Origin of the sequence: Nocardioides sp. NBC_00850 (genome assembly GCF_045207335.1) — a bacterium.
In the GTDB taxonomy this organism is placed as follows: domain Bacteria; phylum Actinomycetota; class Actinomycetes; order Propionibacteriales; family Nocardioidaceae; genus Nocardioides.
Map to the genome: position 1 here is coordinate 5,055,176 of NZ_CP108845.1, position 24,829 is coordinate 5,080,004.

Annotated in this window: 20 protein-coding genes; 6 read left to right on the forward strand and 14 right to left on the reverse strand. The window is 69.3% G+C overall.

What is annotated here, in order from left to right:
- Positions 1-114: 114 nt before the first annotated feature.
- Together OH802_RS24535 and OH802_RS24540 are read left to right on the forward strand one after the other, a co-directional pair.
- Positions 115-552 carry a hypothetical protein gene (locus OH802_RS24535; protein WP_406022980.1) on the forward strand — a complete coding sequence of 146 codons (438 nt, stop codon included), beginning with the start codon at positions 115-117 and terminating at the stop codon, positions 550-552.
- Positions 549-980, forward strand: coding sequence for a DUF4439 domain-containing protein (locus tag OH802_RS24540; RefSeq protein ID WP_406022982.1), 432 nt, complete (start codon positions 549-551; stop codon positions 978-980). Before OH802_RS24535 ends, OH802_RS24540 begins: the two co-directional genes overlap by 4 nt.
- A gap of 215 nt (positions 981-1,195) precedes the next feature.
- Here the strand turns inward: OH802_RS24540 and OH802_RS24545 are convergent, their stop codons facing one another.
- From OH802_RS24545 to OH802_RS24555, 3 genes are all read right to left on the reverse strand, one after another.
- Entirely contained in the window at positions 1,196-1,900 is a 705-nt protein-coding gene (locus tag OH802_RS24545) for an HAD family hydrolase (protein ID WP_406022984.1), read from the reverse strand.
- Positions 1,901-1,944: 44 nt separating this feature from the next.
- Positions 1,945-3,189: an acetyl-CoA hydrolase/transferase C-terminal domain-containing protein gene (locus OH802_RS24550; RefSeq protein ID WP_406022986.1), complete on the reverse strand. Its 1,245-nt coding sequence runs from the start codon at positions 3,187-3,189 to the stop codon at positions 1,945-1,947.
- Between the two features lie 118 nt (positions 3,190-3,307).
- Entirely contained in the window at positions 3,308-5,068 is a 1,761-nt protein-coding gene (locus tag OH802_RS24555; RefSeq protein WP_406022988.1) for a proline--tRNA ligase, read from the reverse strand.
- 89 nt (positions 5,069-5,157) lie between these two features.
- Between OH802_RS24555 and OH802_RS24560 the strand changes: the two genes are divergently transcribed.
- Complete coding sequence (locus OH802_RS24560) at positions 5,158-6,156, forward strand: hypothetical protein (RefSeq protein WP_406022990.1); 999 nt, start codon at positions 5,158-5,160, stop codon at positions 6,154-6,156.
- Between the two features lie 29 nt (positions 6,157-6,185).
- On the opposite strand, the gene OH802_RS24565 is transcribed toward OH802_RS24560, so the two are convergent.
- From OH802_RS24565 to OH802_RS24580, 4 genes are all read right to left on the reverse strand, one after another.
- Positions 6,186-7,031, reverse strand: a complete 846-nt coding sequence (locus OH802_RS24565; RefSeq protein ID WP_406022992.1) for a GNAT family N-acetyltransferase — start codon at positions 7,029-7,031, stop codon at positions 6,186-6,188.
- Positions 7,032-7,086: 55 nt separating this feature from the next.
- Positions 7,087-7,746, reverse strand: a complete 660-nt coding sequence (locus tag OH802_RS24570; protein ID WP_406022994.1) for a hypothetical protein — start codon at positions 7,744-7,746, stop codon at positions 7,087-7,089.
- A 117-nt stretch (positions 7,747-7,863) separates the two neighbouring features.
- Complete coding sequence (locus tag OH802_RS24575) at positions 7,864-8,643, reverse strand: SDR family NAD(P)-dependent oxidoreductase (protein WP_406022995.1); 780 nt, start codon at positions 8,641-8,643, stop codon at positions 7,864-7,866.
- Positions 8,627-10,630 carry a hypothetical protein gene (locus OH802_RS24580; RefSeq protein WP_406022997.1) on the reverse strand — a complete coding sequence of 668 codons (2,004 nt, stop codon included), beginning with the start codon at positions 10,628-10,630 and terminating at the stop codon, positions 8,627-8,629. Before OH802_RS24580 ends, OH802_RS24575 begins: the two co-directional genes overlap by 17 nt.
- A 220-nt stretch (positions 10,631-10,850) precedes the next feature.
- Between OH802_RS24580 and OH802_RS24585 the strand changes: the two genes are divergently transcribed.
- Positions 10,851-11,006, forward strand: coding sequence for a hypothetical protein (locus tag OH802_RS24585; protein ID WP_355018025.1), 156 nt, complete (start codon positions 10,851-10,853; stop codon positions 11,004-11,006).
- Positions 11,003-11,416, forward strand: coding sequence for a hypothetical protein (locus OH802_RS24590; RefSeq protein ID WP_406023000.1), 414 nt, complete (start codon positions 11,003-11,005; stop codon positions 11,414-11,416). The genes OH802_RS24585 and OH802_RS24590 overlap by 4 nt, the downstream gene beginning before the upstream one ends.
- A 211-nt stretch (positions 11,417-11,627) precedes the next feature.
- On the opposite strand, the gene ispG is transcribed toward OH802_RS24590, so the two are convergent.
- The 6 genes from ispG to OH802_RS24620 all read right to left on the reverse strand — a co-directional run bounded on the left by ispG (position 11,628) and on the right by OH802_RS24620 (position 21,830).
- On the reverse strand, positions 11,628-12,782 hold the full coding sequence (gene ispG / locus OH802_RS24595; RefSeq protein ID WP_355018028.1) for a flavodoxin-dependent (E)-4-hydroxy-3-methylbut-2-enyl-diphosphate synthase: 1,155 nt from the start codon (positions 12,780-12,782) through the stop codon (positions 11,628-11,630).
- Positions 12,783-12,804: 22 nt separating this feature from the next.
- Positions 12,805-14,163 (reverse strand): M50 family metallopeptidase, encoded by a 1,359-nt coding sequence (locus tag OH802_RS24600; RefSeq protein WP_406023002.1) that lies wholly within the window; start codon positions 14,161-14,163, stop codon positions 12,805-12,807.
- A complete protein-coding gene (gene dxr, locus OH802_RS24605) occupies positions 14,160-15,269 on the reverse strand; it encodes a 1-deoxy-D-xylulose-5-phosphate reductoisomerase (protein ID WP_406023004.1) in 1,110 nt (369 codons plus the stop codon). The genes OH802_RS24600 and dxr overlap by 4 nt, the downstream gene beginning before the upstream one ends.
- A 49-nt stretch (positions 15,270-15,318) precedes the next feature.
- On the reverse strand, positions 15,319-17,943 hold the full coding sequence (locus tag OH802_RS24610; RefSeq protein ID WP_406023005.1) for a substrate-binding and vWA domain-containing protein: 2,625 nt from the start codon (positions 17,941-17,943) through the stop codon (positions 15,319-15,321).
- Positions 17,944-18,207: 264 nt separating this feature from the next.
- A complete protein-coding gene (locus OH802_RS24615; protein ID WP_406023007.1) occupies positions 18,208-20,244 on the reverse strand; it encodes an acyltransferase family protein in 2,037 nt (678 codons plus the stop codon).
- A gap of 143 nt (positions 20,245-20,387) precedes the next feature.
- Entirely contained in the window at positions 20,388-21,830 is a 1,443-nt protein-coding gene (locus tag OH802_RS24620) for a gamma-aminobutyraldehyde dehydrogenase (protein WP_406023009.1), read from the reverse strand.
- A gap of 117 nt (positions 21,831-21,947) precedes the next feature.
- Between OH802_RS24620 and OH802_RS24625 the strand changes: the two genes are divergently transcribed.
- Positions 21,948-23,336 carry an aspartate aminotransferase family protein gene (locus OH802_RS24625; RefSeq protein WP_406023011.1) on the forward strand — a complete coding sequence of 463 codons (1,389 nt, stop codon included), beginning with the start codon at positions 21,948-21,950 and terminating at the stop codon, positions 23,334-23,336.
- On the opposite strand, the gene OH802_RS24630 is transcribed toward OH802_RS24625, so the two are convergent.
- Positions 23,323-24,750 carry an amidase gene (locus OH802_RS24630; RefSeq protein WP_406023013.1) on the reverse strand — a complete coding sequence of 476 codons (1,428 nt, stop codon included), beginning with the start codon at positions 24,748-24,750 and terminating at the stop codon, positions 23,323-23,325. The genes OH802_RS24625 and OH802_RS24630 overlap by 14 nt on opposite strands.
- Between the last annotated feature and the right edge of the window lie 79 nt (positions 24,751-24,829).

Sequence of the window (24,829 nt, forward strand, 5' to 3'; positions counted from 1 at the left end):
ACGCAGCACTTCTGGTGACACCATACCTGTACGCCTCGGGCGTCTCGAACAGCGCGCGGCTGTGTTGGAAAGCCGCTGACGCGACTCCCGCCGGGTGTCGTTAGGGTTCCTCACGTGACCAGCGCACGTGCCCTCCGGATGCTCTCGCGGCGCACCGCTGTGGGTGTCGCCGTGGTTGCCCCGCTGGCCGCCTCGGCGTGTTCGGCCTCGGAGATGCTGGATCCTGTCAAAGCACCTCCACCCAGCACTCCCCCGGCCCCCGCCAACCCCGACCAGAGTGTGATCGACGCCACGGTCGCGGAGATCCTCGGCGCCGACGAGGGCGCCCCGTCCGCGTTCGTGCAGCTCCATCGCGTGCACATCGAGGCGCTGGCGCCGACCAAGGGCGTGACCGCGGCGCCGGCGGCCGGGCGCTGGCAGGAGCGCCAGCTCGCCCTGGTCACGACGCTCACCGCCGCGGCCGGGCGCGCAGCCGACCCGCAGCTGATCACGCTGCTCGCCTCGGCTGCCGCCGGTCAGCAGCAGCTCCTGCACGGACGAGGTCTCGCATGACGACCGCGACCTCGGCCTCGACCGAAGCGCTCCAGGCGGCGCTCGCGGTCGAGCACTCCGCGATCTACGTTCTGGGCGCCCTGGGCGGGCACACCTCGGCGACGTCCTCGCCGGCTCTGGCGCGGGCGCTCACCGATGCGTACGACGACCACGTGAACGCCCGGGAGGCGCTGGCCGCGCACGTGGTGGCCGCCGGGATCGAGCCGGTCGCGCCCTCCGCCGTCTACGACCTGCCCGGCCGGATCGGGTCGGAGGCCGGCATCCGCGCCGCGGCGCTGCGGCTGGAGCAGGACACCACCGCGACCTATCTCTCGCTGGCCCCGAAGGCGACCGGCACCGACCGGACGCTCCTCATCCAGCTGCTCTGCCGGGCGGCCGCGCGCCAGCTCGATCTGGGCGCGAAACCGCGGGCGTTCCCGGGGACCTAATCCCCAAAAGCCGAGATGGCCCGCGAACCGTCCGGCGCGGGAGACTCCCGAGATGTCTCCCGAGACCGGGCGGCTCGCGGGCCAGGTTTTGGCCTGGACACGAGGCCTGAGAAGTCGCCTGGGGCTGAACCTCTCTTGCAGAAGTATGCAATCCCCGCTCAGAATGGCCCAGACCCGCAAAAGCGCATTGCAAGAACTTGCAACTTTTCCTGGCGTCATTCCCAGGAGCGAACGATCTGGTGTATGTCGCTCAATCGTTGCGCGACAGCGTCCGGAGAGCCCTCGCTGTGGCCCACCTGGCTGCTCGGGATGTTGCTGTGCGGGATATGAATCGCCCGCAGACCGGCCTTCTGAGCACCGTACACATCGTCGAAGAGCCTGTCGCCCACGTAGACGCATCGAGACGGATCCGAGACCTTCACGGCATCCATGGCCGCGTGGAACGCCTCCTCGGCGGGCTTCGTCCAGGGAACCTCGGAGGTGTAGACGTCACCGTCGAGCAGGTCGAGCACCCGGTCGCGCTCGAAGAACCCGCGGTGCCACGCACGCGGCCAGATCGTGTTGGACAGCACCCCGACACGTACGCCGTCGGCGCGGAGCGCCTCCCACAGTGGCCCGACCTCGGGGTCGGTCAGGGTGTGCGGCTCCCAGAACTCGTAGTAGGCGTCGAGCAGGTCCGGGTCGTGTTCGAGGCCGGCCTCGTCGAAGAGGTCGCCGATCGCCGAGCTCTGCTGGTGGTCGCGGCTGCGGGCCCAGATCGTCTCGCCGGCCTGGTGGAGCCTGGTCGCGTTGACCGGGTGGTCGTCGTCGCAGGCACCGCTCACCGCCTGCGCGAGCGCCAGCGACTCCGCGTGGAAGTCGATGTCGTGCCACTTCGTCAGCGTGCCGCCCCAGTCGAAGATCACCGCGTCGATCGCCATGGCCACGACCCTAGCGGTGTGACAGCCGCCGACTCATCGTGATTTCAGTGGGACAGCTGGGCCGAATCGACCAGATCGGTGAGCTGCGCGCGGAAGTCGGGATGGGCGCAGTGATCGATGATCCGCCGGGCGCGGGCGGCGGGAGAGATGCCGCGCAGGTCGGCCACACCCTGCTCGGTGATGATGACCTGCACATCGTGCGCGGTGTGGTCGACATGGCCGACGAACGGCACGATGCGCGAGACGGTGCCTCGCTCGGCGGTGGAGGGGGCGGCGAAGACGTTGAGGTGGGCGTTGTTCGCGAAGTCACCCGATCCGCCGAGGGCGTTCACGTTGCCGTGGATGTCGGCCTCGGCCATCGAGTCGATCGCGATGAGGCCGAGCCGCCGGATGACCTCGGGGTGGTTCGACATCTCCTGCGGGCGCAGCAGGACCCGGCCCTTGTAGTGGTGGACGTCGTCGTTGAACCGGCGCGCGCCCGCCTCGGAGAGGCCGAAGGAGGTCGCCGAGACGCCGATCAGCTTCCCGGAGTCGAGCAGGTCGAGGAGACCGTCCCGGACGGTGTCGGTGTAGGCGGTCAGGTGCTCGAACTCGGCTTCCTGGAGCCCGGTGAGAACCGCGTCGGCGACGGGACCCGCGCCGGCGTGGAGCGGAAGCAGGCTGTGGTGCAGGCGGCCGTGGCGTACCTCATGGCGGAGGAAGTCCAAGACGAGCTCGGCGATCGCGCGACTCTCGTCGTCGATCACGCGTGGCGGTGAGCCTCGGTCGGGGCGATCGGTCTCGACGACGGCGACGACCTTGGCCGGATCGACGAGCAGGAAAGGGTCACCGATCCTCTGCATCGGCGTCGTCAGCTGGATCGGCGCCCGCGCCGGCGGCAGCTGGGAGCCGTGATGGATGTCGTGGAAGCCCTCGAACCCGCGCGGATGCCAGCTGTTGACCTCGAGGATCACGGCGTCGGCGACGTCGAGCCACGTCTGGTTGTTGCCGACGCTGCTCCCCGGGACGAGCAGCCCGTTGGGCAGGATCGCCGCCACCTCGACCACCGCGACGTCGAGAGCGCCGTAGAACCCGGAGGCCGCATGCTGGGCGACCCGCGAATGACGTACGTCGACGCCCTCCGGCCACTCCCGGACCAGCCCCAGGGCCTCGGGCACGGCCTTCGGTCGCCCGATTCCGGCGAACCCCGAGAACGCCACCGTCTTCCCCGGCCCGACCCCCGCAGCCGCCTCCGCGGCGCTCGTCACCCGCCGGGCGAGCGTACGGTCAAGAATCCTGTCCCCCGTCATGGGTCGATCTTGCCGCATCCGGGGGCGTTGGAATCCCCTGTTAACCGGGTATTCCTGCACTTCTCAGGCGTTGCAACACCCGAGAAGCGCAGGAAACACCCGAGAAGTCCCGGTTATGTCAGCCCCGGACGACCTCGGTGAGGTGGGCGACGGCAGCGTCGAGAGCGACCTCGGTCCTCTCGCCGCTCTTGCGGTCCTTGACCTCGACCTTGCCCTCGACCAGGCCCTTACCGACGGTGACGATGGTCGGGACGCCGATGAGCTCGGCGTCCTTGAACTTCACGCCCGGCGAGACCTTGGGGCGGTCGTCGTAGAGCACGTCGATGCCGGCGGCCTCGAGCTCACCGGCGAGCTTCGCGGCAGCCTCGAAGACAGCGGCGTCCTTGCCGGTCGCGACCAGGTGGATGTCGTACGGAGCGACGTTGCGGGGCCAGGCGAGGCCGATGTCGTCGAGGGTGCCCTCGGCGACGGCGGCCACGGCGCGGGTGACACCGATGCCGTAGGAGCCCATGGTGACGGTGACGAGCTTGCCGTTCTCGTCGAGCACCTGGAGCCCCAGCGCGTCGGCGTACTTGCGGCCGAGCTGGAAGACGTGGCCCATCTCGATGCCACGGGCCAGGGTCAGCGGGCCGGAGCCGTCGGGAGCCGGGTCGCCCTCGCGGACCTCGGCGGCCTCGATGGTGCCGTCGGGGGTGAAGTCGCGGCCGGCGACCAGGTCGATGACGTGCTTGCCCTCGATGTTGGCGCCGGTGACCCAGCGGGTGCCGGTGACCACACGCGGGTCCACGAGATACCGGATCCCCGATGCGGACGACTCCCCCAGAGCCTCAGGACCGATGTAGCCCTTGACCAGCTCGGGGTGCTTCTTCAGCTCGACGTCGTCCATGGGCTCGACCTCGATCGGCTCCAACTGGCCTTCGAGGCGCTTGATGTCGACGTCGCGGTCACCGGGCAGGCCGATGGCGAGCGGCTCGACGGTGCCGTCGGGGTGACGCAGCGTCACCAGCACGTTCTTCAGCGTGTCGCCGGCCTCCCAGGGACGGTCCTCGCGCGGGAACGCCTCGTTGAGGTGGTCGACGAGCGTCTGGATCGTCGGGGTGTCGGGAGTGTCCTCGGCGTGGGCGGCCGGCACGTCCTCGTAGGAGAGCGGCTCGGGGGCCAGCGTCGTGACCGCCTCGACGTTGGCGGCGTAGCCGCCGGGCGAGCGTACGAAGGTGTCCTCGCCGGCCTCGGAGACGGCCAGGAACTCCTCGGAGGCCGAGCCGCCCATCGCGCCAGAGGTGGCCTTGACGATGACGTACTCGAACCCGAGGCGGTCGAAGACCTTGACGTACGCCGCGCGGTGGGCGTCGTAGGCCGCCGACAGCCCTTCGTCGGTGTAGTCGAAGGAGTAGGAGTCCTTCATGATGAACTCGCGGCCGCGCAGCAGCCCCGCACGGGGACGCGCCTCGTCGCGGTACTTCGTCTGGATCTGGTAGATCGCCAGCGGCAGGTCCTTGTAGGAGCCGTAGAGGTCCTTGACCAGGAGCGTGAACATCTCCTCGTGCGTGGGACCGAGCAGGTAGTCGGCCTCCTTGCGGTCCTTGAGCCGGAAGATGCCGTCGCCGTACTCCGTCCAGCGGCCGGTCGCCTCGTAGGGCTCGCGCGGCAGCAGCGCCGGGAAGTGCACCTCCTGGGCGCCGATCGCGGCCATCTCCTCGCGGATGATCCCCTCGACCTTGCCGAGCACCCGCAGGCCCAGCGGCAGCCACGAGTAGATCCCCGGAGCGGCGCGGCGGATGTAGCCGGCACGGACAAGCAGCTTGTGGCTCGCGACCTCGGCGTCGGCGGGATCCTCACGCAGGGTCCGCACGAACAGGGTCGACATACGGGCGATCATGCGGGCAAGCGTACGGCGCACCGGACCGGTCCCGCGAACCGGTCAGGAGCGTGTTGCAACCGACCCCTGCCCGCGCACGTCATCCCTCCATGAGACGTATCCGAATCCCGGCACTGGCCACGGCCATCCTCGCTGCTCTCATGCTCCCGGTCTCACTGACGACACCGGCTTCTGCGGCGGCTCCGATCGTCGACGTACGCCCCTGGACGCTGCCTCAGGGCAGCGCACCCACGATCCCTTACCTGCACCATCCCTCCGAGGACGCCTGGTCGGTCGTCGACCCGAAGACAGGCATGAAGACTCCGGTCGCCGGCATCGACATCACCGACTCGGTCACGCTGCTCGGCAGGTCCGGCAGCGGGTTCCTGCTACGGATGAGCAACCGGTCCGACCGGATCGTCCGGGTCGAGCTGGACAAGCCGCAGCGCACGATCGTGGACGGGCTCCACTACCAGTCGTGGAGCAGGATGTCGGCCGACAACCGGTATCTGCTCATGACGACCTTCGTATCCAGCGGTACGCAGCTGCAGGTCCGCAACGCGGTCACCGGTGCCATCGTCGCCCGGCACACCTTCCGGAACACGACCGAGCCGAACCCCATCGACGTCAGCGGCACCCGCGTGCTTCTCGGCGGGTTCTCTCCGGCGCGGACGATGACGTGGAACTGGCAGACAGGCACGATCCGCACGATCGCGTCCCGGTCGGCGTACGCCGGCGCCTTCGGCATCGACCGGCTGGCGACGTACACGAAGAAGCCGTTCGAGCCCGACGCCTGCACCGTCGTGTCTACCGTCTCCCAGCCGGGCACGAGCCTGTGGCGCTCGTGCGCGGAGGCCGTGGGGGCCTTCTCCCCCGACGGCGCCCGGATCGCCACCGACGTGATCGGTTGGCGGGACGACTCATCGGTCGTACGCCGCCGCAGCATCCGCGGCACCCTGCTGGCGACCTACCGCAACCCCAACGGCGTCCGGGTGCGCGGTTGGGAGACCAGCACTCGGGTCCTGCTCGAGTCGGCACCCCAGACGGGCATCGACTGGCTGGTCCGCTGCGAGGGCGCCGAGTGCGAACGCGCCTGGCGGGCGTACTGATCAGGCGCTGAAATCAGAACATCGCCGAATCAGAACATGATGGTGGAGAAACGGGCCGTCTCGAGGAAGCCGGCCCGCTCGTAGGCGCGGCGCGCGGGCGCGTTCCACTCGTTGACGTAGAGCGAGACGCGCGGAGCGATCTCGCTGCGGACGATGTCGCAGACCGCGGCCATCCCGCGGGCAGCGAGGCCCTCGCCGCGGCGGTGCTCGGGCACCCAGACCCCCTGGATCTGAGCGGCCTCGGGGGTCGCGCAGGCGACCTCGGCCTTGAAGACGACCTCGCCGTCCTCGATCCGGGCGAAGGACCACCCGCGCGAGATCAGCTGGAGCACCCGGGCACGGTAGAGGTCGCGGCCGCCGCCGGTCTCCGGCGAGATCCCGACCTCCTCGGTGTACATCGCCACGCACGCCGGATAGAGGGCGTCCATGTCGGCGCGGACGGTGCGTCGTACGAACGGGTCCGGCTCGACGAGACTCTGCAGCTGCTGCTCGAGATGAGGCTGCTCCCAGCGCTGGTCGCGCGGCGTGCCCCAGGACTCGCCGATCGATCCCCACAGCGCCCGCACCGCGGCCTGCCGCCCGACGATCGTCGAGACGGTGCGGACTCGGCTGCGGGCCCGCTCACCGAAGGCGTACGCATCCTCCTCGGTGGCCTGGATGGGGACCAGGTTGGCGCCGACGTGACAGGCCGCGACCAGGTCGCCGCCGTCCCATCGGCCCCAGATCTCACCGCCGAGCCAGCGCGGCTCGAGGTTGGTGGTGCGCGCCCGATACTCCGCGAACACGTTGACCACCGGATCCTGACTGGTCAGGTCGAGGAACGCGCTGAGATCACCCGCGTGCAGCGGGCGGATCCCCTGGCGCGTCGTCAGCATGTCACGAGCCTAGGGCCAATCCGGTTGTACGTCGCCCTGCGGCTCGCGGACCGGATCAGCCAAAGATGCGTTCGATCGTGTGCATTCGCTCGCGGATGGTCTTGAGGCGTACGTCCTGGCCGGCCTCGCCGGTGTCTCCCCAGACCGCCCGGCCCACCATCACGCCGCGGGCGCCGAGCGCTTTGACCAGCGGCAGGCGCTCGCTGAAGTCGTCCCAGCCCATCCCGTCGGACCGCGCGACCCAGGAGGCTCTTCCGAGGTCGGCACGCTCGATGCTCTTCAGGCCCTCGTCGTTGACCTTGAGCTTGAGCACGATGCCGCCGCACCGCGACCTCGTGGCGAGGGCCGCCAGATCCTCGAGGCAGCCCGGCGTCGTGCAGTAGGGCTCGAGGAAGACCCGGTCGTAGCCGGGGAGGCGCTCCAGGATGTCGAGCGCCATCGGCGCGCACTCGGTCCGGTGGTCGTCGAACCCGACCTTCACCGCGTCCGTCGACCTCTCCGGGACGACGAGCTCATCGACGGCGTCGATGTCGGGAAGCCCGGCGCAGGCGAGCTCGCGGCGTACGTCGCCGTGGCCCTGCGTGGGACGCACGACGATGCCCCAACCAGGGGTGTCGGCCACCAGATCGAGGATGTCGGGCCTGATGTCGGAGGAGTCCGGGGTGCGGAACAGCGCATCGTCTGCGTGATCGATGGCAAGCCAGAAATTGGTCAACGTTGTCGCCAGTCTGAAGAGGGGAAGCAAAGACGTGTGGAGGCGCTAGGCGAAGCCTAGACAGCCCGGCGGCGCATCAGTGGCATCTCGGGTAAATTGCAGATTGCGCGCCGCCGGTCAGTACTCGCCGCCGTCTGCGACGACACACTGGCCGTTGATGGCGCTGGCCATGTCGGAGGCGAGGAAGACGCAGACCTTCGCGACGGCGTCGGCGGTGACGAACCGGTGTCCGGGGATGCGCGCGGCCCGGTAGGAGATGTACTGGTCGACGGTCACCCCCTCCTTGCGGGCGTGCTTGACGAACACCTGCCGCGACGACTCGCTCCACATCGGGCCTGGAGCGACCACGTTCGCCCGGACGATGCCCTCCTCCTCCTGCGCGATCGCCTGGGCGAGCCCGGTCAGCGCGTGCTTGGAAACGCCGTAGGCGGCCCGTCGTGACGGCGTACGGATCCCGAAGACGGAGCTGACCAGAACCACCCCTCCGGACCTGGCCGCCCGGAGCTTCGGCAGCGCGAGCGAGGCCGTGCGCCACACCGAGGTCAGGTTGAGATCGAGGGTGAGCTGCCACTCGGACCGGTCGATCTCGGCGACCGTGTCGGGGCTGGGGTTGATGCCGGAGCAGTTGATGAGCCCCGACAGCGTCTCGAACCCGGCGAGCGTCTCGGCCAGCGCGTCCACGCCGTCGTCGGTGGTCAGGTCACCCTCCACCCGCGCGACCGCACCGGTCTCGTCGGCGAGATAGGCCAGCTCGGTGGTGCGGCTGTAGGCGTGCAGGATCACCGGAGTGCCCTCCGCGCTGAGCCGGCGCGCGACCGCGCTGCCGAGGTCGCCGGTCGCGCCGAGGACGAGCACGGGAGCTCGCGGCGGGGTGCCTGACTCAGACGCTGTGCTCATGGCGCTCCTTGATCCGGTGGATCGCCGACCTCACCACGTCCTGATGGGCGGGCGGCAGACCAGTGAGACCCTCGAGATGGCTCACGCAAGTGATATCACCCATTTGCCCGAGCCGGTACGCGGTAATCGGAATCGCCGGGGCGAGGGTCGGATGATGCAGCCGATGGACCAGGGCGTCGGTGATGTCGGTGCCCCAGCCGAGCACGTCACGCTCGCGGGCGACCGCACCTGGGTCCTCCTCGCGGTCCAGGATCTCGAGATAGCCGTCGACCGGAACCCGGCCGCGCAGGATCAGCTGGAACATCGCCGCCTTCCGCAGGAACAGCGACCGGAACGCCTCCAGCACGAACTCCAGCTCGTCCCAGTAGCGCTCCGGCGCCTGGTCGAGGAGGTTGCCGTAGTCCTCGCGCTCCTCGGTCAGGTAGAGACAGATCAGCCGGTCCATCCAGGACAGGCTCTCGCGTACGCTCAGCCGGGCCACCGCGTCCAGGTCACCGGGCTGGAAACCGGCCTTGAGGAACGTCATCACCAACGGCCCCATGTGCATGTCCGCGAAGCGGGCGCCGTCGAGCGCCATCCCGTGCCCGTCGCGCAGCCGGTCGCGGATCCCCTCGGCGACGAAGTACTGGTAGAAGGTCTCGTGGGCGAACTCCGCCGACTCCACCGAGTCCTTGGTCCGGCCGGTCACGCCGAAGACCTCGGAGTGGTCGAGCAGGTCCGCGATCCATTCGTACGTCAGGAAGTCCCGCTGCCGGGTGATGTCGAGGTCGCGCTGCAGGTTGGCGAAGAGCCACTCCGAGACGCGCGGGACCGGGATCAGGTCCTGCTCCTGCGAGGTCGGCTCGTCCATCCCGGTGAACAGGTCCCAGGCGATGTCGCGGTAGGTCTGGAACCGCACCCGGCTGGGGATGCGTGAGCTCTTCCGGTCCCACGGCTGCCCGCAGACGTGCTTGAGATGGACGGTGTAGCCGTCCCACTGGGTCCGGGGCGCCGGAGCGCCCTCCTCGAGGGAGGCGTAGAGCTGCTTGAGGACCATCGGTGTCGCGGGGAAGAACCCGCCCCCGCGCTCCATCTCCGCGGCCAGGTTGCGCAGCCTGTCGTCACCGCCGCGCTCCTCACCGAGGGCGCGCACCTCGATCGGGGAGATCGGCTCGACGCGTACGACCATCGCCGACTCGACCCCGAGGTCCTCCAGCCGGGCCGGGCTGCGCAGCTGTTCGGCGAGCTCGTCGCGCTCGGTCTGCAGGTTGCGCTTGCTGATCACCACGAACCGTCCGCCGCGACCGAAGGCCGAGCGCAGCTCGCTCAGGTCGGGACGGGTGACGCCGTGCTCCTCGGCGCTGGAGGAGATCAGGTCGAAGTCGTCGATGACGATCGGCGCGCGGTCCTCGTCGACCAGGGCGCCGTAGTCGACCGCGCCGTCGCGCAGGCTGATGTAGCGCACCTGCTCCTGCGAGGCGGTCCACTCCCTGGTCTCGACCGTCTTTCCCGAGCCTGATGGGCCGGTGAGGAAGAAGAGGTTGGACTCCGGGTCATCCAGCCACCGGCCCAGCGCCTCGATGAGCGGGATCGTGGGCTGCTGCGTCGTCAGTCCGCTCAGGGCCGCCACCCGTGCCCGCGGGAAGGTCAGCCGGGAGCTGGTGGCGGGAACCGGGGCCGCCGGTGTGGCCGGGGCCAGCACGGGTCCGGGTGCGGCGGTGTCCTCGCCACGCCAGGCGTACGCCTTCCACCACTTCGCCTGCCAGATGCCGGTGTTCTTCCGGATCCACTCGCCCCGATGGGCCGGGTCGAGGGTGCGGGGCACCGCGCCGCCGACCACGCGGATGAGCTCGTCGAGCGGCATCAGCTTCGAGCCGGACGTACGCCGATAGAAGGTGCTCCGGGCCATCGCCACACCGGCGCCACCGTCAGCTTTTCCGGTCACCTGCCGGACCCAGGCGCGCAATTCGCTGTTGAACTGCTCCGGTGAGAGAGATTCGTCGGTCATTTCCCCTCGCCGAGTCGTCGCGAACGCGGTTGAGAGTATCTCGCAGGTGTCCCAATTCTGTCCCAGAAACGTCCCAACTCACCTGGGACTGTCTTCACATCGTCCCCACTCCCACCCGCCCTCTGGCGGGACGGATGTGGCCTCCGCCACCGTGGAGATGTCCCCACCGGGACAGCGCCGGCCCCACCTACGGGCCCCACCGCTGAAGGAGATGATGACCATGAGGAACCACAAGTTCAGCATCGCCACCTTCGCCGTCACGCTTCTTGTCGTGTTCGGCTTCAACCAGCTGCTCAGCGCCGAGCCGCCCAAGTGCGAGGCAGCCGCCGGCACCTCGTCCGTGTCCGTCGTCCTCACGGAAGGAGTGCTGTCATGATCAGCAACTTCATGCGCCCCGGCGAAACCGTCCGGGCCCGCGGCGGCACCCGCTCCGGAAAGCGCGGCGTCGTCGTCGCCACCGCCGCAGGCCGCACCAAGGTCCGCTTCAACGGCAGCAGCGGCACCCGCTGGGTGCGCACCGGCAACCTGAGCTACACCGGCAGCGGCTCGCTGTCCTGGATCATCCCGGTCAAGGCCGCACTCGTCCTCTTCCTGGTCGTGCCGGGCATCCGGTTCGTCGTCGTCCACCTGTGGACCCACGGCGGCCTGGACGGGTTCGCCACGGCCCTCGGAAACCAGATGGGCCAGGCGGCGCTCGCCTGGGGCCACCTGATCACCACGGACCCACTCGGAGCACTGCTCCACCTCGGGTTCCTCGGCCTGGTCTCCAGGCTGATGCACTGGTGAGACCACAAAGACCTTCGAGACGTACGCAGGGGGACGTCTCGGAGCACAAGAAGAAGCCCGGTCCGAGACTCGGACCGGGCTTCCTGCGTACGCCGGTACGTCGGTACGCGCGGGATGCTGACCGAGGTAACTCGGCGAGCGCGCACTGCCCTCGTGGAACTCCACGAAGGAAGCGACCGTTCACCGAGTTACCTCGGTGAACATCCACACCTCAGCCGCTGACCGACACCTGAGCGCCGGCACCCTCGACGGGCTCCATACCCTCGGCGATCTTCATCGCCTCCTCGATCAGGGTCTCGACGATGGCGGCCTCGGGGACGGTCTTGATGACCTCGCCCTTGACGAAGATCTGGCCCTTGCCGTTGCCGGAGGCGACGCCGAGATCGGCCTCGCGGGCCTCACCGGGGCCGTTGACGACGCAGCCCATGACCGCGACGCGCAGCGGGACCTCGAGGCCGTCGAGACCGGCGGTGACCTGCTCGGCGAGCGTGTAGACGTCCACCTGGGCGCGGCCGCAGGACGGGCAGGAGACGATCTCGAGGCGGCGCGGCTTGAGGTTGAGCGACTCCAGGATCTGGATGCCGACCTTGACCTCCTCGACCGGCGGCGCGGAGAGCGAGACGCGGATGGTGTCTCCGATGCCCTGGCTGAGCAGGTGGCCGAAGGCGACCGAGGACTTGATCGTGCCCTGGAAGGCCGGACCGGCCTCGGTGACGCCGAGATGGAGCGGCCAGTCGCCGGCCTCGGCGAGCAGCTCGTAGGCGCGCACCATCACGACCGGGTCGTTGTGCTTGACCGAGATCTTGAAGTCGTTGAAGCCGTGCTCCTCGAAGAGCGAGGCCTCCCAGATCGCCGACTCGACCAGCGCTTCGGGGGTGGCCTTGCCGTACTTCTCCAGCAGCCGCTTGTCGAGCGAGCCGGCGTTGACGCCGATCCGGATCGAGGTGCCGTGGTCCTTCGCGGCCGCGGCGATCTCCTTGACCTGGTCATCGAACTTGCGGATGTTGCCCGGGTTGACCCGGACCGCCGCGCAGCCGGCCTCGATGGCGGCGAAGACGTACTTCGGCTGGAAGTGGATGTCGGCGATCACCGGGATCTGCGACTTCTTCGCGATCGCGGGCAGCGCGTCGGCGTCGTCCTGGCTCGGGCAGGCGACCCGGACGATGTCGCAGCCCGACGCGGTGAGCTCGGCGATCTGCTGCAGCGTGGAGTTGACGTCGGAGGTGAGCGTGGTCGTCATCGACTGCACGGAGATGGGGCTCTCGCTGCCCACGCCCACCGACCCGACCTTGATCTGGCGGGTCTTGCGGCGAGGGGCGAGCACCGGGGCGGGTGCCTCCGGCATACCGAGGGGGATCGACGTCATGTCTACCAATCTTACGGGCGGGTCAGGCTTGGAGATGAAGTGGGACGACGAGGTCAGCGACGATCAGGACAACACCCATCACCAGGAGCGCCGAGGCCACGACGTACGCCACCGGCAGCAGCTTCGCCGGGTCGGCATGTCCCGGGTCGGGCCGCCGGAAGACCTTGGCGAAGGCGCGGCGTATGCCCTCCCACAACGCCGTGGCGATGTGACCGCCGTCGAGGGGCAGCAGCGGGACGAAGTTGAAGATGCCGATGAACAGGTTGAAGCCACCGACCAGGAACGCGAAGCTGGCGACCTTCTCGCCGACATCGAGGCCCTCGTGGGCGGCGATCTCGCCGGCGATGCGGCCGCCGCCGACGATGCTGACCGGGCTGTCGGCCGAGCGCTCCTCGACACCGACGATCGCGAGCGCGACGTGCCAGACCTTGACCGGCAGCCTCAGCAGCGAGTGGACGGCGTTCTCGGCCATCACACCCATCTCCTTCAGCGCGTAGACCGGCCCTTCCTTGGTGGTGACCACGTGCGACTCGGGAGACATCCCGAAGAAGCCGACCTTCGCGGTCTCCGGGTCGGCGCTGGTGTCGTCGACGTCCTTGACCCGTTCCTGCACGACGGTCTGGGTGTGCAGCGTCATCCGCTCACCGTCGCGCTCGATCACGATGGTGGCGTCGCCGTCCATGTTGTCGCGGATCAGCTCTTGGGCGACCGTCCACGAGGTCAGCTCGGTGCCGTTGAACGAGATCAGCTCGTCGCCGGGCTTGAGTCCGGCGTCGGCGGCCGGGGTGGGCTTGTCGCTGGCGCGGCACTCGCGGCCCTGGTCCTCCCAGGTCAGCAGGCACTCCTGCAGGCTCGAGACGACCGGATGTCCCTTGTCGACGACGTTCTCGCGGACCCCGTAGATCCCGAAGACGCCCCAGAGCACGAAGAACGCGATCGCGATGTTCACCGTGGGCCCGCCGGCCATCACGATGACCTTCTTCCACCACGTCATCTTGTAGAACAGCCGCGGCTCGTCCTCGGGACGGATCAGCTCCCACTCGGCCGAACGCGCGTCGCTGATCAGCTGGGTGAACATGCCGGTGTTGGACTTGCGCACCTTGAGCGCACCATCCTCGGTGCGCTCCCCCAGCTGGTCGGCTCCGGGCGGCAGCATCCCGAGGATCTTCACGTAGCCACCGAGCGGGATCGCCTTGAAGCCGTACTCGGTCTCGCCGACCTGCTTGGACCACACTGTCGGCCCGAAGCCGATGAAGTACTGGGTCACCTTCCCGCCGAACGCCTTCGCCGGGATCATGTGGCCGAGCTCGTGGAGCCCGATCGAGACCAGGATCGCGAGAATGAAGCCGATCACGGCCAGCGTGTAGAGCAGATAGCTCATGGACGGGTCTCCAGGATCCGAGTGGTCTCCTCGCGCGCCCAGGCGTCGGCGGCGAGCACGTCCTCGATGGTGAGGGTGCTTTCAGAGCGTACGCCGCGATGGGCTGCCATCACCTCCGCAATCGTGTCCACGATGCCGGGGAACGGGATCCGGCCCTCGTGGAAGGCGTCCACGCAGACCTCGTTGGCCGCGTTGTAGACCGCGGGATGGGTGCCGCCGCGGGTGCCGGCCTCGCGGGCGAGGCGCACCGCAGGAAAAGCAGAGTCGTCGAGCGGCTCGAAGCGCCAGTCGGCGGCCTTGGTCCAGTCGATCGGCGTCTCGGCGTCCGGCACCCGCTCGGGCCAGGCCATCCCCATCGAGATCGGCACGAGCATCGTCGGCAGCCCGAGCTGGGCGACCACGGCGCCGTCGGTGAACTCGACCATCGAGTGGATGTACTGCTGCGGGTGGACGACGACCTCGATCCGGTCGAAGGGTACGTCGAAGAGCAGGTGCGCCTCGATGACCTCGAGACCCTTGTTGACCAGGGTGGCGGAGTTGGTCGTGATCACCCGTCCCATCGCGAAGTTGGGGTGCTTGAGCGCCTGCGCCGGGGTGACCTGGGCGAGCTCGTCGCGGGTGCGGCCGCGGAACGGGCCGCCGGACGCGGTCAGCACCAGCTTGCGTACCTCCTCGGCACGGCCGGCGCGCAGCGACTGGGCGATCGCGGAGTGCTCGGAGTCGACGGGGACGATCTGCCCCTCGCGCGCGACCCGCTTGACCAGCGGTCCGCCGATGATCAGCGATTCCTTGTTGGCCAGGGCGAGCGTGTTGCCCGCCTCCAGCGCGGCCAGCGTCGGGCGCAGACCGACGGCGCCGGTGATCCCGTTGAGCACCACGTCGGCGGGCTGGGCGGCGGCCTCGACCGAGGCCTCCTCCCCCAGCCCGGAGAGCTTGGGCGCGAACTCGGCCACCTGCGCCTCGAACAGCTCCTTGTTGGCCCCGCCCGCGGTCAACGCCACGACCCGGAACCGGTCCGGGTTGGCCCGCACCAGGTCGAGGGCCTGGGTGCCGATGGACCCGGTCGAGCCGAGGATCACCACGTCGCGTGGTCGCTGCTCATTCACCCACCCATCTTCCCAGCAGAGGCTGAGAAGGCGCCAAGCGGCGGGCCTCTCAGGAGACCTTCCCGGCGAGCCCCTGGAAGACGTCGACCAGGACGCGGTCGAGGTTGGCGACGTCCGCGGGCTCGCTCAGGTTGCGCAGCGCTCCCCCGGTCTCCCCGGTCAGCCTGCCGAGCACGCCGATGGGTGCCTGGTCTCCGATCCCGACGGCGATGACCGGGATCGCGCCCTCGCCGCCGATCTCGTCCATCAGGGCGTCGAGGCTCTGCGGCGGGTTCTGGCCACCATCGGAGAGGAGGACGATCACGGTACGGTCCGAGACCTCGGTCTCGGACGCGTCGATCGAGGCGCTTGCGTCGCGGATCGCGTCGTACAACGGCGTCTCGCCCAAAGCCCTCAGGTCACAGATCTCGCGCTCGAGCTGCGCACGGGTCGTACCGCTCAGTGGCTTGATCTCGGTAGAGGTGTCCTTCCCGGCAGGCGGGAACCAGTCCAGGCCCACCGAGTCGCGGCCGTCCTTGAGCTCCCCGATGGCATTGAGGGCCGCGCTCTTCGCGACCTGGAGGTACGTCGGGTTGTCGGTCGTCTCCTCGGTGCAGGCGTCGGTGAAGCCGTCGAGGCGGACCCGGCGGTCCTGCCCGTCGATCTGTTCCATCGAGCCCGAGGTGTCGATGGAGAGCAGCACGCGTACGGGAAGGCGTACGTTCTGCCACTGGTGCCGCCACTGGTTGACCGTCTTCGGTTCCGGCCACGGGGTCACGGTCTCGACGTCGACGGCATCGACCACGTCCTGGAGCTCATCGGTGACCTTCTCCGGCTCACCGGCGGCTCGGAAGCCCCACGCACGAAACTCGTTCTGCGCCTTCTTCGTCCTCAGGTAGTCGACGAAGGCCTCCGACACAGACCGCTTCGCCTCGTCGGAGTCGAGGGAGGCCATCGGGACCGCGGGGTGATCGAACGCATAGATCGTGTCGTCCGGGCTCACCGCGACCATCCGGCGGTCCTTGCCGGTCACCGTGTCGTGACAGGAGAAGTCGTCGGAGCCGAGCGGGTCCTGGCAGTTGTAGAGGTAGGCGGTCTGCTCCTGGGCCACCACGGCATCCATCTGAGCGAGGAGGTCCGGGTTCTGGTAGACGCGGTTCATCAGCCGGGTGATGTCCTCGCCGGCCAGCTCGTCGGGCACCGAGGCGATCGCGTCGCGCAGCAGCCCGACCGCGTCCTCCTCGTCGTGGTCGGCGACCAGCGCCTCGTTGAGGGCGACCGAGGTCGCCATCCCCGAGGTCGAGCCGATCGGGTCGTCGATAGCGATCGACAGCTCACCACCGGCGGCCTTGGTGAGGAGCTCGTCCCAGTCGGGCGAGCCCGAGAGCTTCTCCCGCCGCGCCGCGGGCATCAGGATCGACAGGACGGAGGAGGCGACCGAAGTCCACTCGCCGTCGTTGTCGGCCAGTTCGTCGCCGCCGTCCTCACCGAGCTCGCCGGCCGCCAGAAGCTCCGGCCAGACCGACTCCGTCGGCAGCCAGAGGTCCGGCTTGCGCGCCTCGACGACCTCGCAGTCCTCCGGATCGTCGACCGGGCACTCAAGACGGTCGTCGGGGGCCGCGGCCCAGCCGGTGGCGATCGCCTCGGCGGCGTCACCAGAGTTGACTCCGAACACCTCGACATCTGCGCACGCGCCGTCCTCGCCTCGGTACTCCTCGTTGAAGTCGGCGGCCAGCTGGTCGATGAGACCGTCCTTCTCGGTGCTGACCACGACGCTCAGCCTGGTCGCGTCTCCTTCGCAGGCTGCGGCCGGGACCAAGCCGCCACCACCTGAGCCGAGGATCGGCTGGATCGCGGCCAGCAGGGCGATCACCGCGGCGACCGCAACCGGGACCAGCCAGCCGGTGCTGCGCCACCAGGAGGCACCGCCGACCAGGGCCCGCGCCTTGTCGCGGGTCAACGGCAGGTAGCGCGGTCCGCGGTCGTCGGTGCCGTCGAGCAGTCCGACGACCTTCCGGTTGCCCGTCTGCAGGAGCGGCGCACCGATCAGCTCCTCGCCGGTCGCGGTCTTCTCGGCGTCGAGATTGACGACTCGGTTGTGCTCGCCGACCGCGTGCGCCCGTCCGCCGAGCTCACGGTTGCCGTCCCCGTGCCAGGCCTCGGCGACCACCAGCGCGTTCTCGACGTGTCGCCGGACCAGCGAGGCGCTCTTCACCTGCCGAGGCAGCTTGTCCTCGGGCATCAGGGTGAGCAGCGCATAGCCACCCGGCAGCGCGGTCACGGCGACGTCGCGTGACTCCGCCGGAAACTTCCAGTGGACCCGCACGAACATCCCGTCGGTGACCGTCGTCGCCTCGCCCGCCGCGAGGACGACGGCCGCCGAGGTCATCAGGTGGCGCTTGGTCACCGGGAACGCGTAGCCGACGACCTCCTCATCCTCGTCATAGACCGCTGCGGTCATCATCAGGGCCGCGGACGTGGCCGGGATGGCGCGCTTCCTCGCCGCGTCCCAGGCGAGCAGCGCGTTGAGCACGACCGCGACGACGACGCAGCCGATGCCCGCGATGATGGCGAAGATCCCGGCCTGACCTTGGAAGACGGACTGGAGGTAGGCGAGCGCTGCCATCGCCACGGCACCGACCACCGACGTCAACGCCCACGGCTTGGCGGACGACAGGTCCGGGTGTTGCGCCATCCGAGTCTCCTAGCGGGCATCGATCCGATCGCGCGGAGTCTAGTGAAGGCTATTCGAATCGCACTGCGAAAAGAGCCCGATTGCCTGAAGGGGCGGCGGGCCAGACAACCCCGGAAATAGCAACAGCCCCGGACTCCCCCACGGGTCCAGGGCTGTGCATGAAACGTTTTGCAACGTCTGCCCACAATTAAGCCACAAAGAGGCACGTAAAGGCAAATCCCGAAACGCGCGTCCCAGTTAAATCCGCGGTTTGATCAGATCTGGCTAGATCAGCGGCGCCAGGATGGCGCCGAGCCGCGGCGTGACGTGGCGGACCCAGGACTCGGTCAGGTGCGAGTCGTCGTAGTAGGTGACCGTCTCCCCCACCACCAGCGGGCAGCGGTCATCAGCGCACACGAATCGCTCGGTGTCGACGTACGCCGCCTCGGTGCCCTTCAGCGCTGCCTCGGTGAGCTCGTTGCTGCTGGTCTCGCGCGAGTCCGGGTCGCTGAGGCAGGAGCTCTGGTCGGCCTCGGGGGCGCTGATGCAGTCGGCGGGGTTCTGGTCGACCTTGGGCACGTCGCCGAGGACGACGACCTTGCGGGAGATCTCCCGATAGGCCTTCACCGTGCTGCGCACCGCCTGCGACCACTGCTCGTCGCGGTCCATCCCGTCGTAAGTCTTCGGCATGAAGAGCTGGCCGCGAGCCGTCGAGACGATCGTGTCGGGGTCGAGGCGCTCGAGGCGGTCCGCGGACCAGTCGCGGAAGTCATCGCACTCGGCCTGGGTCATCTTCTTGCCGCGGTGCTGGACCGGATAGGGGGCGCAGCCGACCTTCACGACCGGCACGACCCGGAAGCCTTTCTCCTTGCCGAGGTCGTCGAAGGCGGTCAGCCACATGCCTGCGTGGGAGTCGCCGACGACGGCGACGGTCTTCTTCGCGTCGGTGTCGCCGAGGGTGCAGTCGGCGCCGCGGGTGTCTCCGTAGTTGGCGTAGCAGTCGCCGTACGCCTTCTGCCACCGGTCATCGGTGATCTCCTCGCCGAGCACGGCCGGCGGGATCGGGCCACCGCGGTCGGCGATGTCGAGGGCGGCACGGAGCTCGCGCTGCACCTGCGGCGGGCCGCCGGTCTCGGCAGCGGTGTCGGGGACCTCGTTGGCCGCGAACCACGCCTGCGCCTCGGCGGCCCGCTCCTTCTCGGCGTACGCAGCATAGCCGGTCGTCAGCCAGCCGCTGCCGACCGCCAGCACGAGCGCTGCCGGCCACAGGGCCAGCGAGCGCAGCCCGTGGGAGAGCACGGGCACCTGCTTGTGCTGGAACGGGAGCTCGATGAAGCGGTGGCTCAACGCGGAGAGGACCAGCGCAACTGCGACCGCGACCGTCATCTCGAGCGCCGCGTTGCCGAGATGGAGGAACTCGGGGGCGAGCACGATCAGCGGCCAGTGCCACAGGTAGAGGGAGTAGGAGATGTCGCCGACGTACCTCAGCGGCTTGACCGCGAGCAGCCTCGCGGTCGGGGCATTGGCGCCGGAGGCGAGCAGCGCGACCGTGCCGAGGGTGGGCACCAGCGCCTGCCACCCGGGGAATGGGGTGGCCTCGCTGAACGCGACCGTGGAGACGAGGATCGCCGCGGCTCCGCCGAGGCCGGCGGCGACGCTGGCGGCTCCCTTGAGCCGGCCGCCCCAGCAGGCCAGCAGCGCTCCGGCGGCGAGCTCGTAGGCGCGGGCCGGGGTGGAGAAGTAGGCCGCGGTCGGGTTCTCGCCGGTGGCATGGATCGACCAGGCCAGGCTCGCGACCGCGATCACCGCAGCGACGACGGTGAAGCCCTTGCGTCCGAGCCTGGGGATGAGTAGGAGCGCCAGCACCGGCCAGACGAGATAGAACTGCTCCTCCACCGAGAGCGACCAGTAGTGCTGGAAGGGCGAGGGCTCGCTGGGCTGGAAGTACTGCACCCCGTCGGCCGCGAAATGCACGTTGGCCAGGAAGAACGCCGCCCAGGTGCCGTCAGCGGCCGCGTCGGTGAGCCGCGTGGTGGGCAGCTGCCAGGCGGCGTACGCCAGGACGACCAGGATCACGAGGGTGGCTGCCGGCAGGATCCGGCGGGCGCGCCGCGCGTAGAACTGCGGGATGCTGACCGTGCCTGATGTGTCGGCCTCGCGCAGCAGCAGGGTGGTGATCAGGAAGCCGGAGAGGACGAAGAAGACGTCGACGCCGACGAACCCGCCCTCGGTGTGCGGGACGCCCGCGTGGGCAGCGACGACCAGGCCTACGGCAACGGCCCGCAGACCTTGGACATCTGTCCGCCATTGCTTGGCTGACATGTGGGGTGCACCTCGTGTGGGGGTTCGGCTGCTTCCATTGCTGGGTCCGCCCCGCGGAGGTACACGAAACGGCCCTCGATGCTTTCACGGACGCCACCGGCCCGCACATCGAGGGTCGCACGCCCACACGTTTGTCTAGCGGATTACTCGCCGATGAACGACATGACGTGCTTGATCCGGGTGTAGTCCTCGAACCCGTAGACGGAGAGGTCCTTGCCGTAGCCGGAGTGCTTGAAGCCGCCGTGGGGCATCTCGGAGATGTAGGGGATGTGGGTGTTGATCCACACCACGCCGAAGTCGAGGCGCTTGCTGACCCGCAGCGCGGTGGCGTGGTCCTTGGTCCACACGCTCGACGCGAGGCCGTAGTCGACGTCGTTGGCACATCTGAGCGCCTCGGCCTCGTCGGCGAAGCCCTGCACCGTGATCACCGGACCGAAGATCTCCTGCTGGATCTGCTCGTCGTCCTGGCGGAGCCCGGCCAGCACCGTGGGCTGGTAGAAGTAGCCGTTCTCGCCCCCTTCGACTCGTGCCGGCGCGCCACCGGCCGCGATCGTGGCGTGGTCCGGGAGGCGGTCGACCATGCCGGCGACCCGGGCGAGCTGGCCTGGGTTGTTGAGTGCGCCGACGTCGGTGTTGTCGGCAGGGAGGCCGACGGTGGTGTTGCGGGCCGCCTCGGCGAGCGACGCGACGAACTCGTCGTGGATGCCGTCCTGCACCAGCACCCGGCTCGCGGCCGTGCAGTCCTGGCCGGCGTTGAAGTAGCCCGCCGCGGCGATGCCGGCGACCGCCTTGCCGATGTCGGCGTCGTCGAAGACGATCACGGGCGCCTTGCCGCCGAGCTCGAGGTGGACACGTTTGAGGTCCTCGGCGGCGCTCGCGGCGACCTCCATGCCGGCGCGCACCGAGCCGGTGATGGCGACCATCTGCGGCGTCTTGTGCCGGATCAGCGCGCGGCCGGTGTCGCGGTCGCCGGTGACGAGGTTGAGCACGCCCGGCGGCAGGAACTCCTGGGCAATCTCGGCCAGCAGCGCGGAGCTGGCCGGGGTGGTGTCGGAGGGCTTGAGCACGACCGTGTTGCCGGCGGCCAGGGCCGGGGCGATCTTCCAGGACATCATCGCGAGCGGGTAGTTCCACGGCGTGACCTGCCCGATCACGCCGATCGGCTCGCGACGGATCCAGGAGGTGTGGTCCTGTAGGTATTCGCCTGCACTCTTCCCCTCCAGGGTCCGCGCGGCGCCCGCGAAGAAGCGGAAGTGGTCGATCGTCGGCGGCAGCTCCTCCTCGAGGGTCAGCTGGAACGGCTTGCCGGTGTCCTTGACCTCCACGGCGGTCAGCTCCTCGGCCCGGGCCTCCATCGCGTCGGCGATCCGGAGCAGAGCCAGGCTGCGCTCCTGGGGCGTGGTCTCGCCCCAGGTCTCGAAGGCCGATGCGGCCGCGGCGTACGCCTGGTCGACGTCGGCCTCCCCCGACATCGCGGCCTGCGCGTAGACCTCGCCGGTGGCGGGGTCGACGACGTCGTACGTCGCAGCGTCGGCGGCCTCGCGCAGCTCGCCGCCGATCACGTTCCTGAAGGTCTGGTCAGCCATGCGGTAGAGACTAACTCCTTCCTGTAACAGGGATGTCACAACCGAATCCGAAGTGGAATTGATGGTTTGCTACTGATTCGCTTGCGAAGGCGAGATGCATTGGGTGACCATTGAGTCATGACCGGCAACTACGAGCAGCTGCAGCGCGACGCCAAGGACCATCTCTGGATGCACTTCACGCGGCATTCGAGCTACGCAGAGGCCGACGTGCCGATCATCGCCAGGGGTGAGGGCGCCTACATCTACGACATCGAGGGCAATCGCTACCTCGACGGTCTCGCGGGGCTCTTCGTCTCCCAGGTCGGCCACGGGCGCGCGGAGCTCGCCGACGCGGGCGCGGAGCAGGCCAAGCAGCTCGCCTTCCACCCGCTGTGGTCCTACGCGCACGAGCCGGCGATCGAGCTGGCCGCGCGGCTGGCCTCACTCGCCCCCGGCGACCTGAACCGGGTCTTCTTCACCAACTCCGGCTCCGAGGCCGTCGAGACCGCGTGGAAGCTCGCCAAGAACTACTTCAAGCTGCGGGGAAAGCCGGGCAAGCACAAGGTGATCGGGCGCAACATCGCCTACCACGGGACCACGCACGGAGCGCTGTCGATCACCGGCCTGGCCGACATCAAGGCGCCGTTCGAGCCGCTGGTCCCCTCGACCTTCCGGGTGCCGAACACCAACATCTACCGGGCCTCGGAGATCACCGGCGGGCTGATGGACGGGAGCGACCCGGAGGCGTTCGGACGCTGGTGCGCCGACCAGATCGAGGTCGTGATCCGCGCCGAAGGCCCCGACACCGTCGCCGCGGTCTTCCTGGAGCCGGTGCAGAACTCGGGCGGCTGCTTCCCTCCTCCCCCGGGCTACTTCCAGCGGGTGCGGGAGATCTGCGACGAGTACGACGTGCTGCTCGTCTCCGACGAGGTCATCTGCGCCTACGGGCGGCTGGGCACGATGTTCGGCTGCGAGCGGTTCGGCTACGTCCCCGACATGATCACCTCCGCCAAGGGGCTGACCTCGGGCTACGCGCCGTTGGGCGCCACGATCATCTCCGACCGGCTGATGGAGCCGTTCCTCACCGGTGAGGAGACCTTCTACCACGGCTACACCTTCGGCGGTCACCCCGTCTCCACCGCGGTGGCGATGGCCAACCTCGACCTCTTCGAGGCCGAGGACCTGCTCGGCAACGTACGCCGCAACGAGGACGCCTTCCTCGCCACGCTGTCGAAGCTGAAGGACCTGCCGGTCGTCGGCGACGTACGCGGCACCGGCTACTTCTACGGCATCGAGCTGGTCAAGGACCGCGAGACCAAGGAGACCTTCACCGAGGAGGAGTGCGAGCGGATCCTCTACGGGTACGTCTCCAAGGCGCTGTGGTCCGAGGGCCTCTACTGCCGCGCCGACGACCGTGGCGAGCCGGTCATCCAGCTCTCCCCGCCGCTCACCGTGGGCCAGGCCGAGTTCGACGAGATGGAGCAGATCCTGCGCCGGGTGCTGGAGAAGGCTTCTACGATGCTGTGATCTGCCCGTCTTGGATCCGCGGCCACGGCGACTGCTCCTCGAGGGCATAGGCGAGCTCGAGGAGCGTCCGCTCGTCGCCGTACGCCGCGGAGAGCTGGACCCCGATCGGCAGCCCCTCCTCGCTGAGCCCCATCGGCAGCGAGATCGCCGGCGCACCGGTGATGTTCTGCAGCGGGGTGAACGCGACGTGCCGCAGGAGCCGGTCGACGAGGTCCTCGAACGGCACGTTCGGGGAGAGATGACCCAGCGGCGGGGTGACGCCGGCGACGACCGGGCACAGGACCACGTCGTGGTGGTCGAAGACGGAGGCGTACGCCGCCGCGGCCCGCCGCAGGCGTAGCAGTGCGGTCGGGGTCCGGCGCCAGCCGCCGGAGGCGAAGGCGCGACGCAGGCCGTCGGTGAGACCGTCGAGGCGGCCGGTGTCGAGCGTCCGGTCGATGGTCAGGCGGCCCAGGTTGCCGGCGAGGAAGGCGAGCAGACCCCAGTAGCTGAGGAAGTCGTCGCCGAAGCGCGCGTCGACGGGGATCGGGACCGGCTCGACGCTGTGGCCCTGCTCCTCCAGCAGGGTCGCGGTACGTTCCACGGCCGCCTTGGTCGGCGTGTCCACGACGGCATCGGTCACCGACTCGATGATCATCGCGACCCGGAGCCGCCGCCGCGCGGGGCCCTCGACGAGCCCGAGGGGCGGCAGCGCCGGGTTGCGCCAATGCCGCTCGAGCGCGGCGTGGAAGGTCGCGGTGTCGCGGACCGTACGCGTCACCACCCCCTCGCTGACCATGTTGATCGGCAGGGTCCGAGCCATCTCGCCGTCGATGTGCCGGCCGCGGCTGGGCTTGAGGCCGACGAGGCCGGCGGCCGCGGCCGGGATCCGGATGGAGCCGCCGCCGTCGTTGGCGTGCGCGATCGGCACGGCTCCGGCGGCGACCAGCGCCGCTGCGCCGCCGGAGGATGCCCCGACGGAGTGGCGCGTGTTCCAGGGGTTCGGCGTCGGCGGCCCGCTTCGGAACTCGGTGGTCGCGTTCAGCCCGAACTCCGGCATCCGGCTCTTGCCCAGCACCGTCATCCCGGCGCTGAGGAACTGGGTCGTGTATCGCCCGTCGTGTGTGGCCGGACGCGCCCGGAACGCCTCCGACCCGTGGTTCGTCGGCATCCCGAGCAGGTCGGTGTTGTCCTTGAGCAGGGTCGGCACACCATGGAGCAGGCCGGTGTCGGCGTCCGCGCGACGGGGCGTGTCGTAGGCCTCGTACGCCATCGCGTGCAGCCCCGGGGCCACCTGTCGCAGCCGGGTGACCGCCGCCGCCTCGACCTCAGCCGCGCTCAGCTCTCCCGCCCGGATGAGGTGGGTGAGCTCGACGGCGTCGCGGTCGCCGAGGGCGTCGTCGGTGAAGGCGTGTACGCGGGCGGGTGCGGTCATGTCGGACAGCGTGCTGGATGGGCTCCGAAAAGTCTAGAAGATCTTCCAGACTTGTGCCGGATTGCGTGAAACACTCAGC

What these genes read in the sequence shown, in the direction of transcription:
- OH802_RS24540 (WP_406022982.1), top strand. Translation starts at nt 549, where the DNA reads ATGACGACCGCGACCTCGGCCTCGACCGAAGCGCTCCAGGCGGCGCTC.
- OH802_RS24545 (WP_406022984.1), bottom strand. Translation starts at nt 1,900, where the DNA reads ATGGCGATCGACGCGGTGATCTTCGACTGGGGCGGCACGCTGACGAAG.
- OH802_RS24550 (WP_406022986.1), bottom strand. Translation starts at nt 3,189, where the DNA reads ATGACGGGGGACAGGATTCTTGACCGTACGCTCGCCCGGCGGGTGACG.
- OH802_RS24555 (WP_406022988.1), bottom strand. Translation starts at nt 5,068, where the DNA reads ATGATCGCCCGTATGTCGACCCTGTTCGTGCGGACCCTGCGTGAGGAT.
- OH802_RS24560 (WP_406022990.1), top strand. Translation starts at nt 5,158, where the DNA reads ATGAGACGTATCCGAATCCCGGCACTGGCCACGGCCATCCTCGCTGCT.
- OH802_RS24565 (WP_406022992.1), bottom strand. Translation starts at nt 7,031, where the DNA reads ATGCTGACGACGCGCCAGGGGATCCGCCCGCTGCACGCGGGTGATCTC.
- OH802_RS24575 (WP_406022995.1), bottom strand. Translation starts at nt 8,643, where the DNA reads ATGAGCACAGCGTCTGAGTCAGGCACCCCGCCGCGAGCTCCCGTGCTC.
- OH802_RS24580 (WP_406022997.1), bottom strand. Translation starts at nt 10,630, where the DNA reads ATGACCGACGAATCTCTCTCACCGGAGCAGTTCAACAGCGAATTGCGC.
- OH802_RS24585 (WP_355018025.1), top strand. Translation starts at nt 10,851, where the DNA reads ATGAGGAACCACAAGTTCAGCATCGCCACCTTCGCCGTCACGCTTCTT.
- OH802_RS24590 (WP_406023000.1), top strand. Translation starts at nt 11,003, where the DNA reads ATGATCAGCAACTTCATGCGCCCCGGCGAAACCGTCCGGGCCCGCGGC.
- ispG (WP_355018028.1), bottom strand. Translation starts at nt 12,782, where the DNA reads ATGACGTCGATCCCCCTCGGTATGCCGGAGGCACCCGCCCCGGTGCTC.
- OH802_RS24600 (WP_406023002.1), bottom strand. Translation starts at nt 14,163, where the DNA reads ATGAGCTATCTGCTCTACACGCTGGCCGTGATCGGCTTCATTCTCGCG.
- OH802_RS24610 (WP_406023005.1), bottom strand. Translation starts at nt 17,943, where the DNA reads ATGGCGCAACACCCGGACCTGTCGTCCGCCAAGCCGTGGGCGTTGACG.
- OH802_RS24615 (WP_406023007.1), bottom strand. Translation starts at nt 20,244, where the DNA reads ATGTCAGCCAAGCAATGGCGGACAGATGTCCAAGGTCTGCGGGCCGTT.
- OH802_RS24620 (WP_406023009.1), bottom strand. Translation starts at nt 21,830, where the DNA reads ATGGCTGACCAGACCTTCAGGAACGTGATCGGCGGCGAGCTGCGCGAG.
- OH802_RS24625 (WP_406023011.1), top strand. Translation starts at nt 21,948, where the DNA reads ATGACCGGCAACTACGAGCAGCTGCAGCGCGACGCCAAGGACCATCTC.
- OH802_RS24630 (WP_406023013.1), bottom strand. Translation starts at nt 24,750, where the DNA reads ATGACCGCACCCGCCCGCGTACACGCCTTCACCGACGACGCCCTCGGC.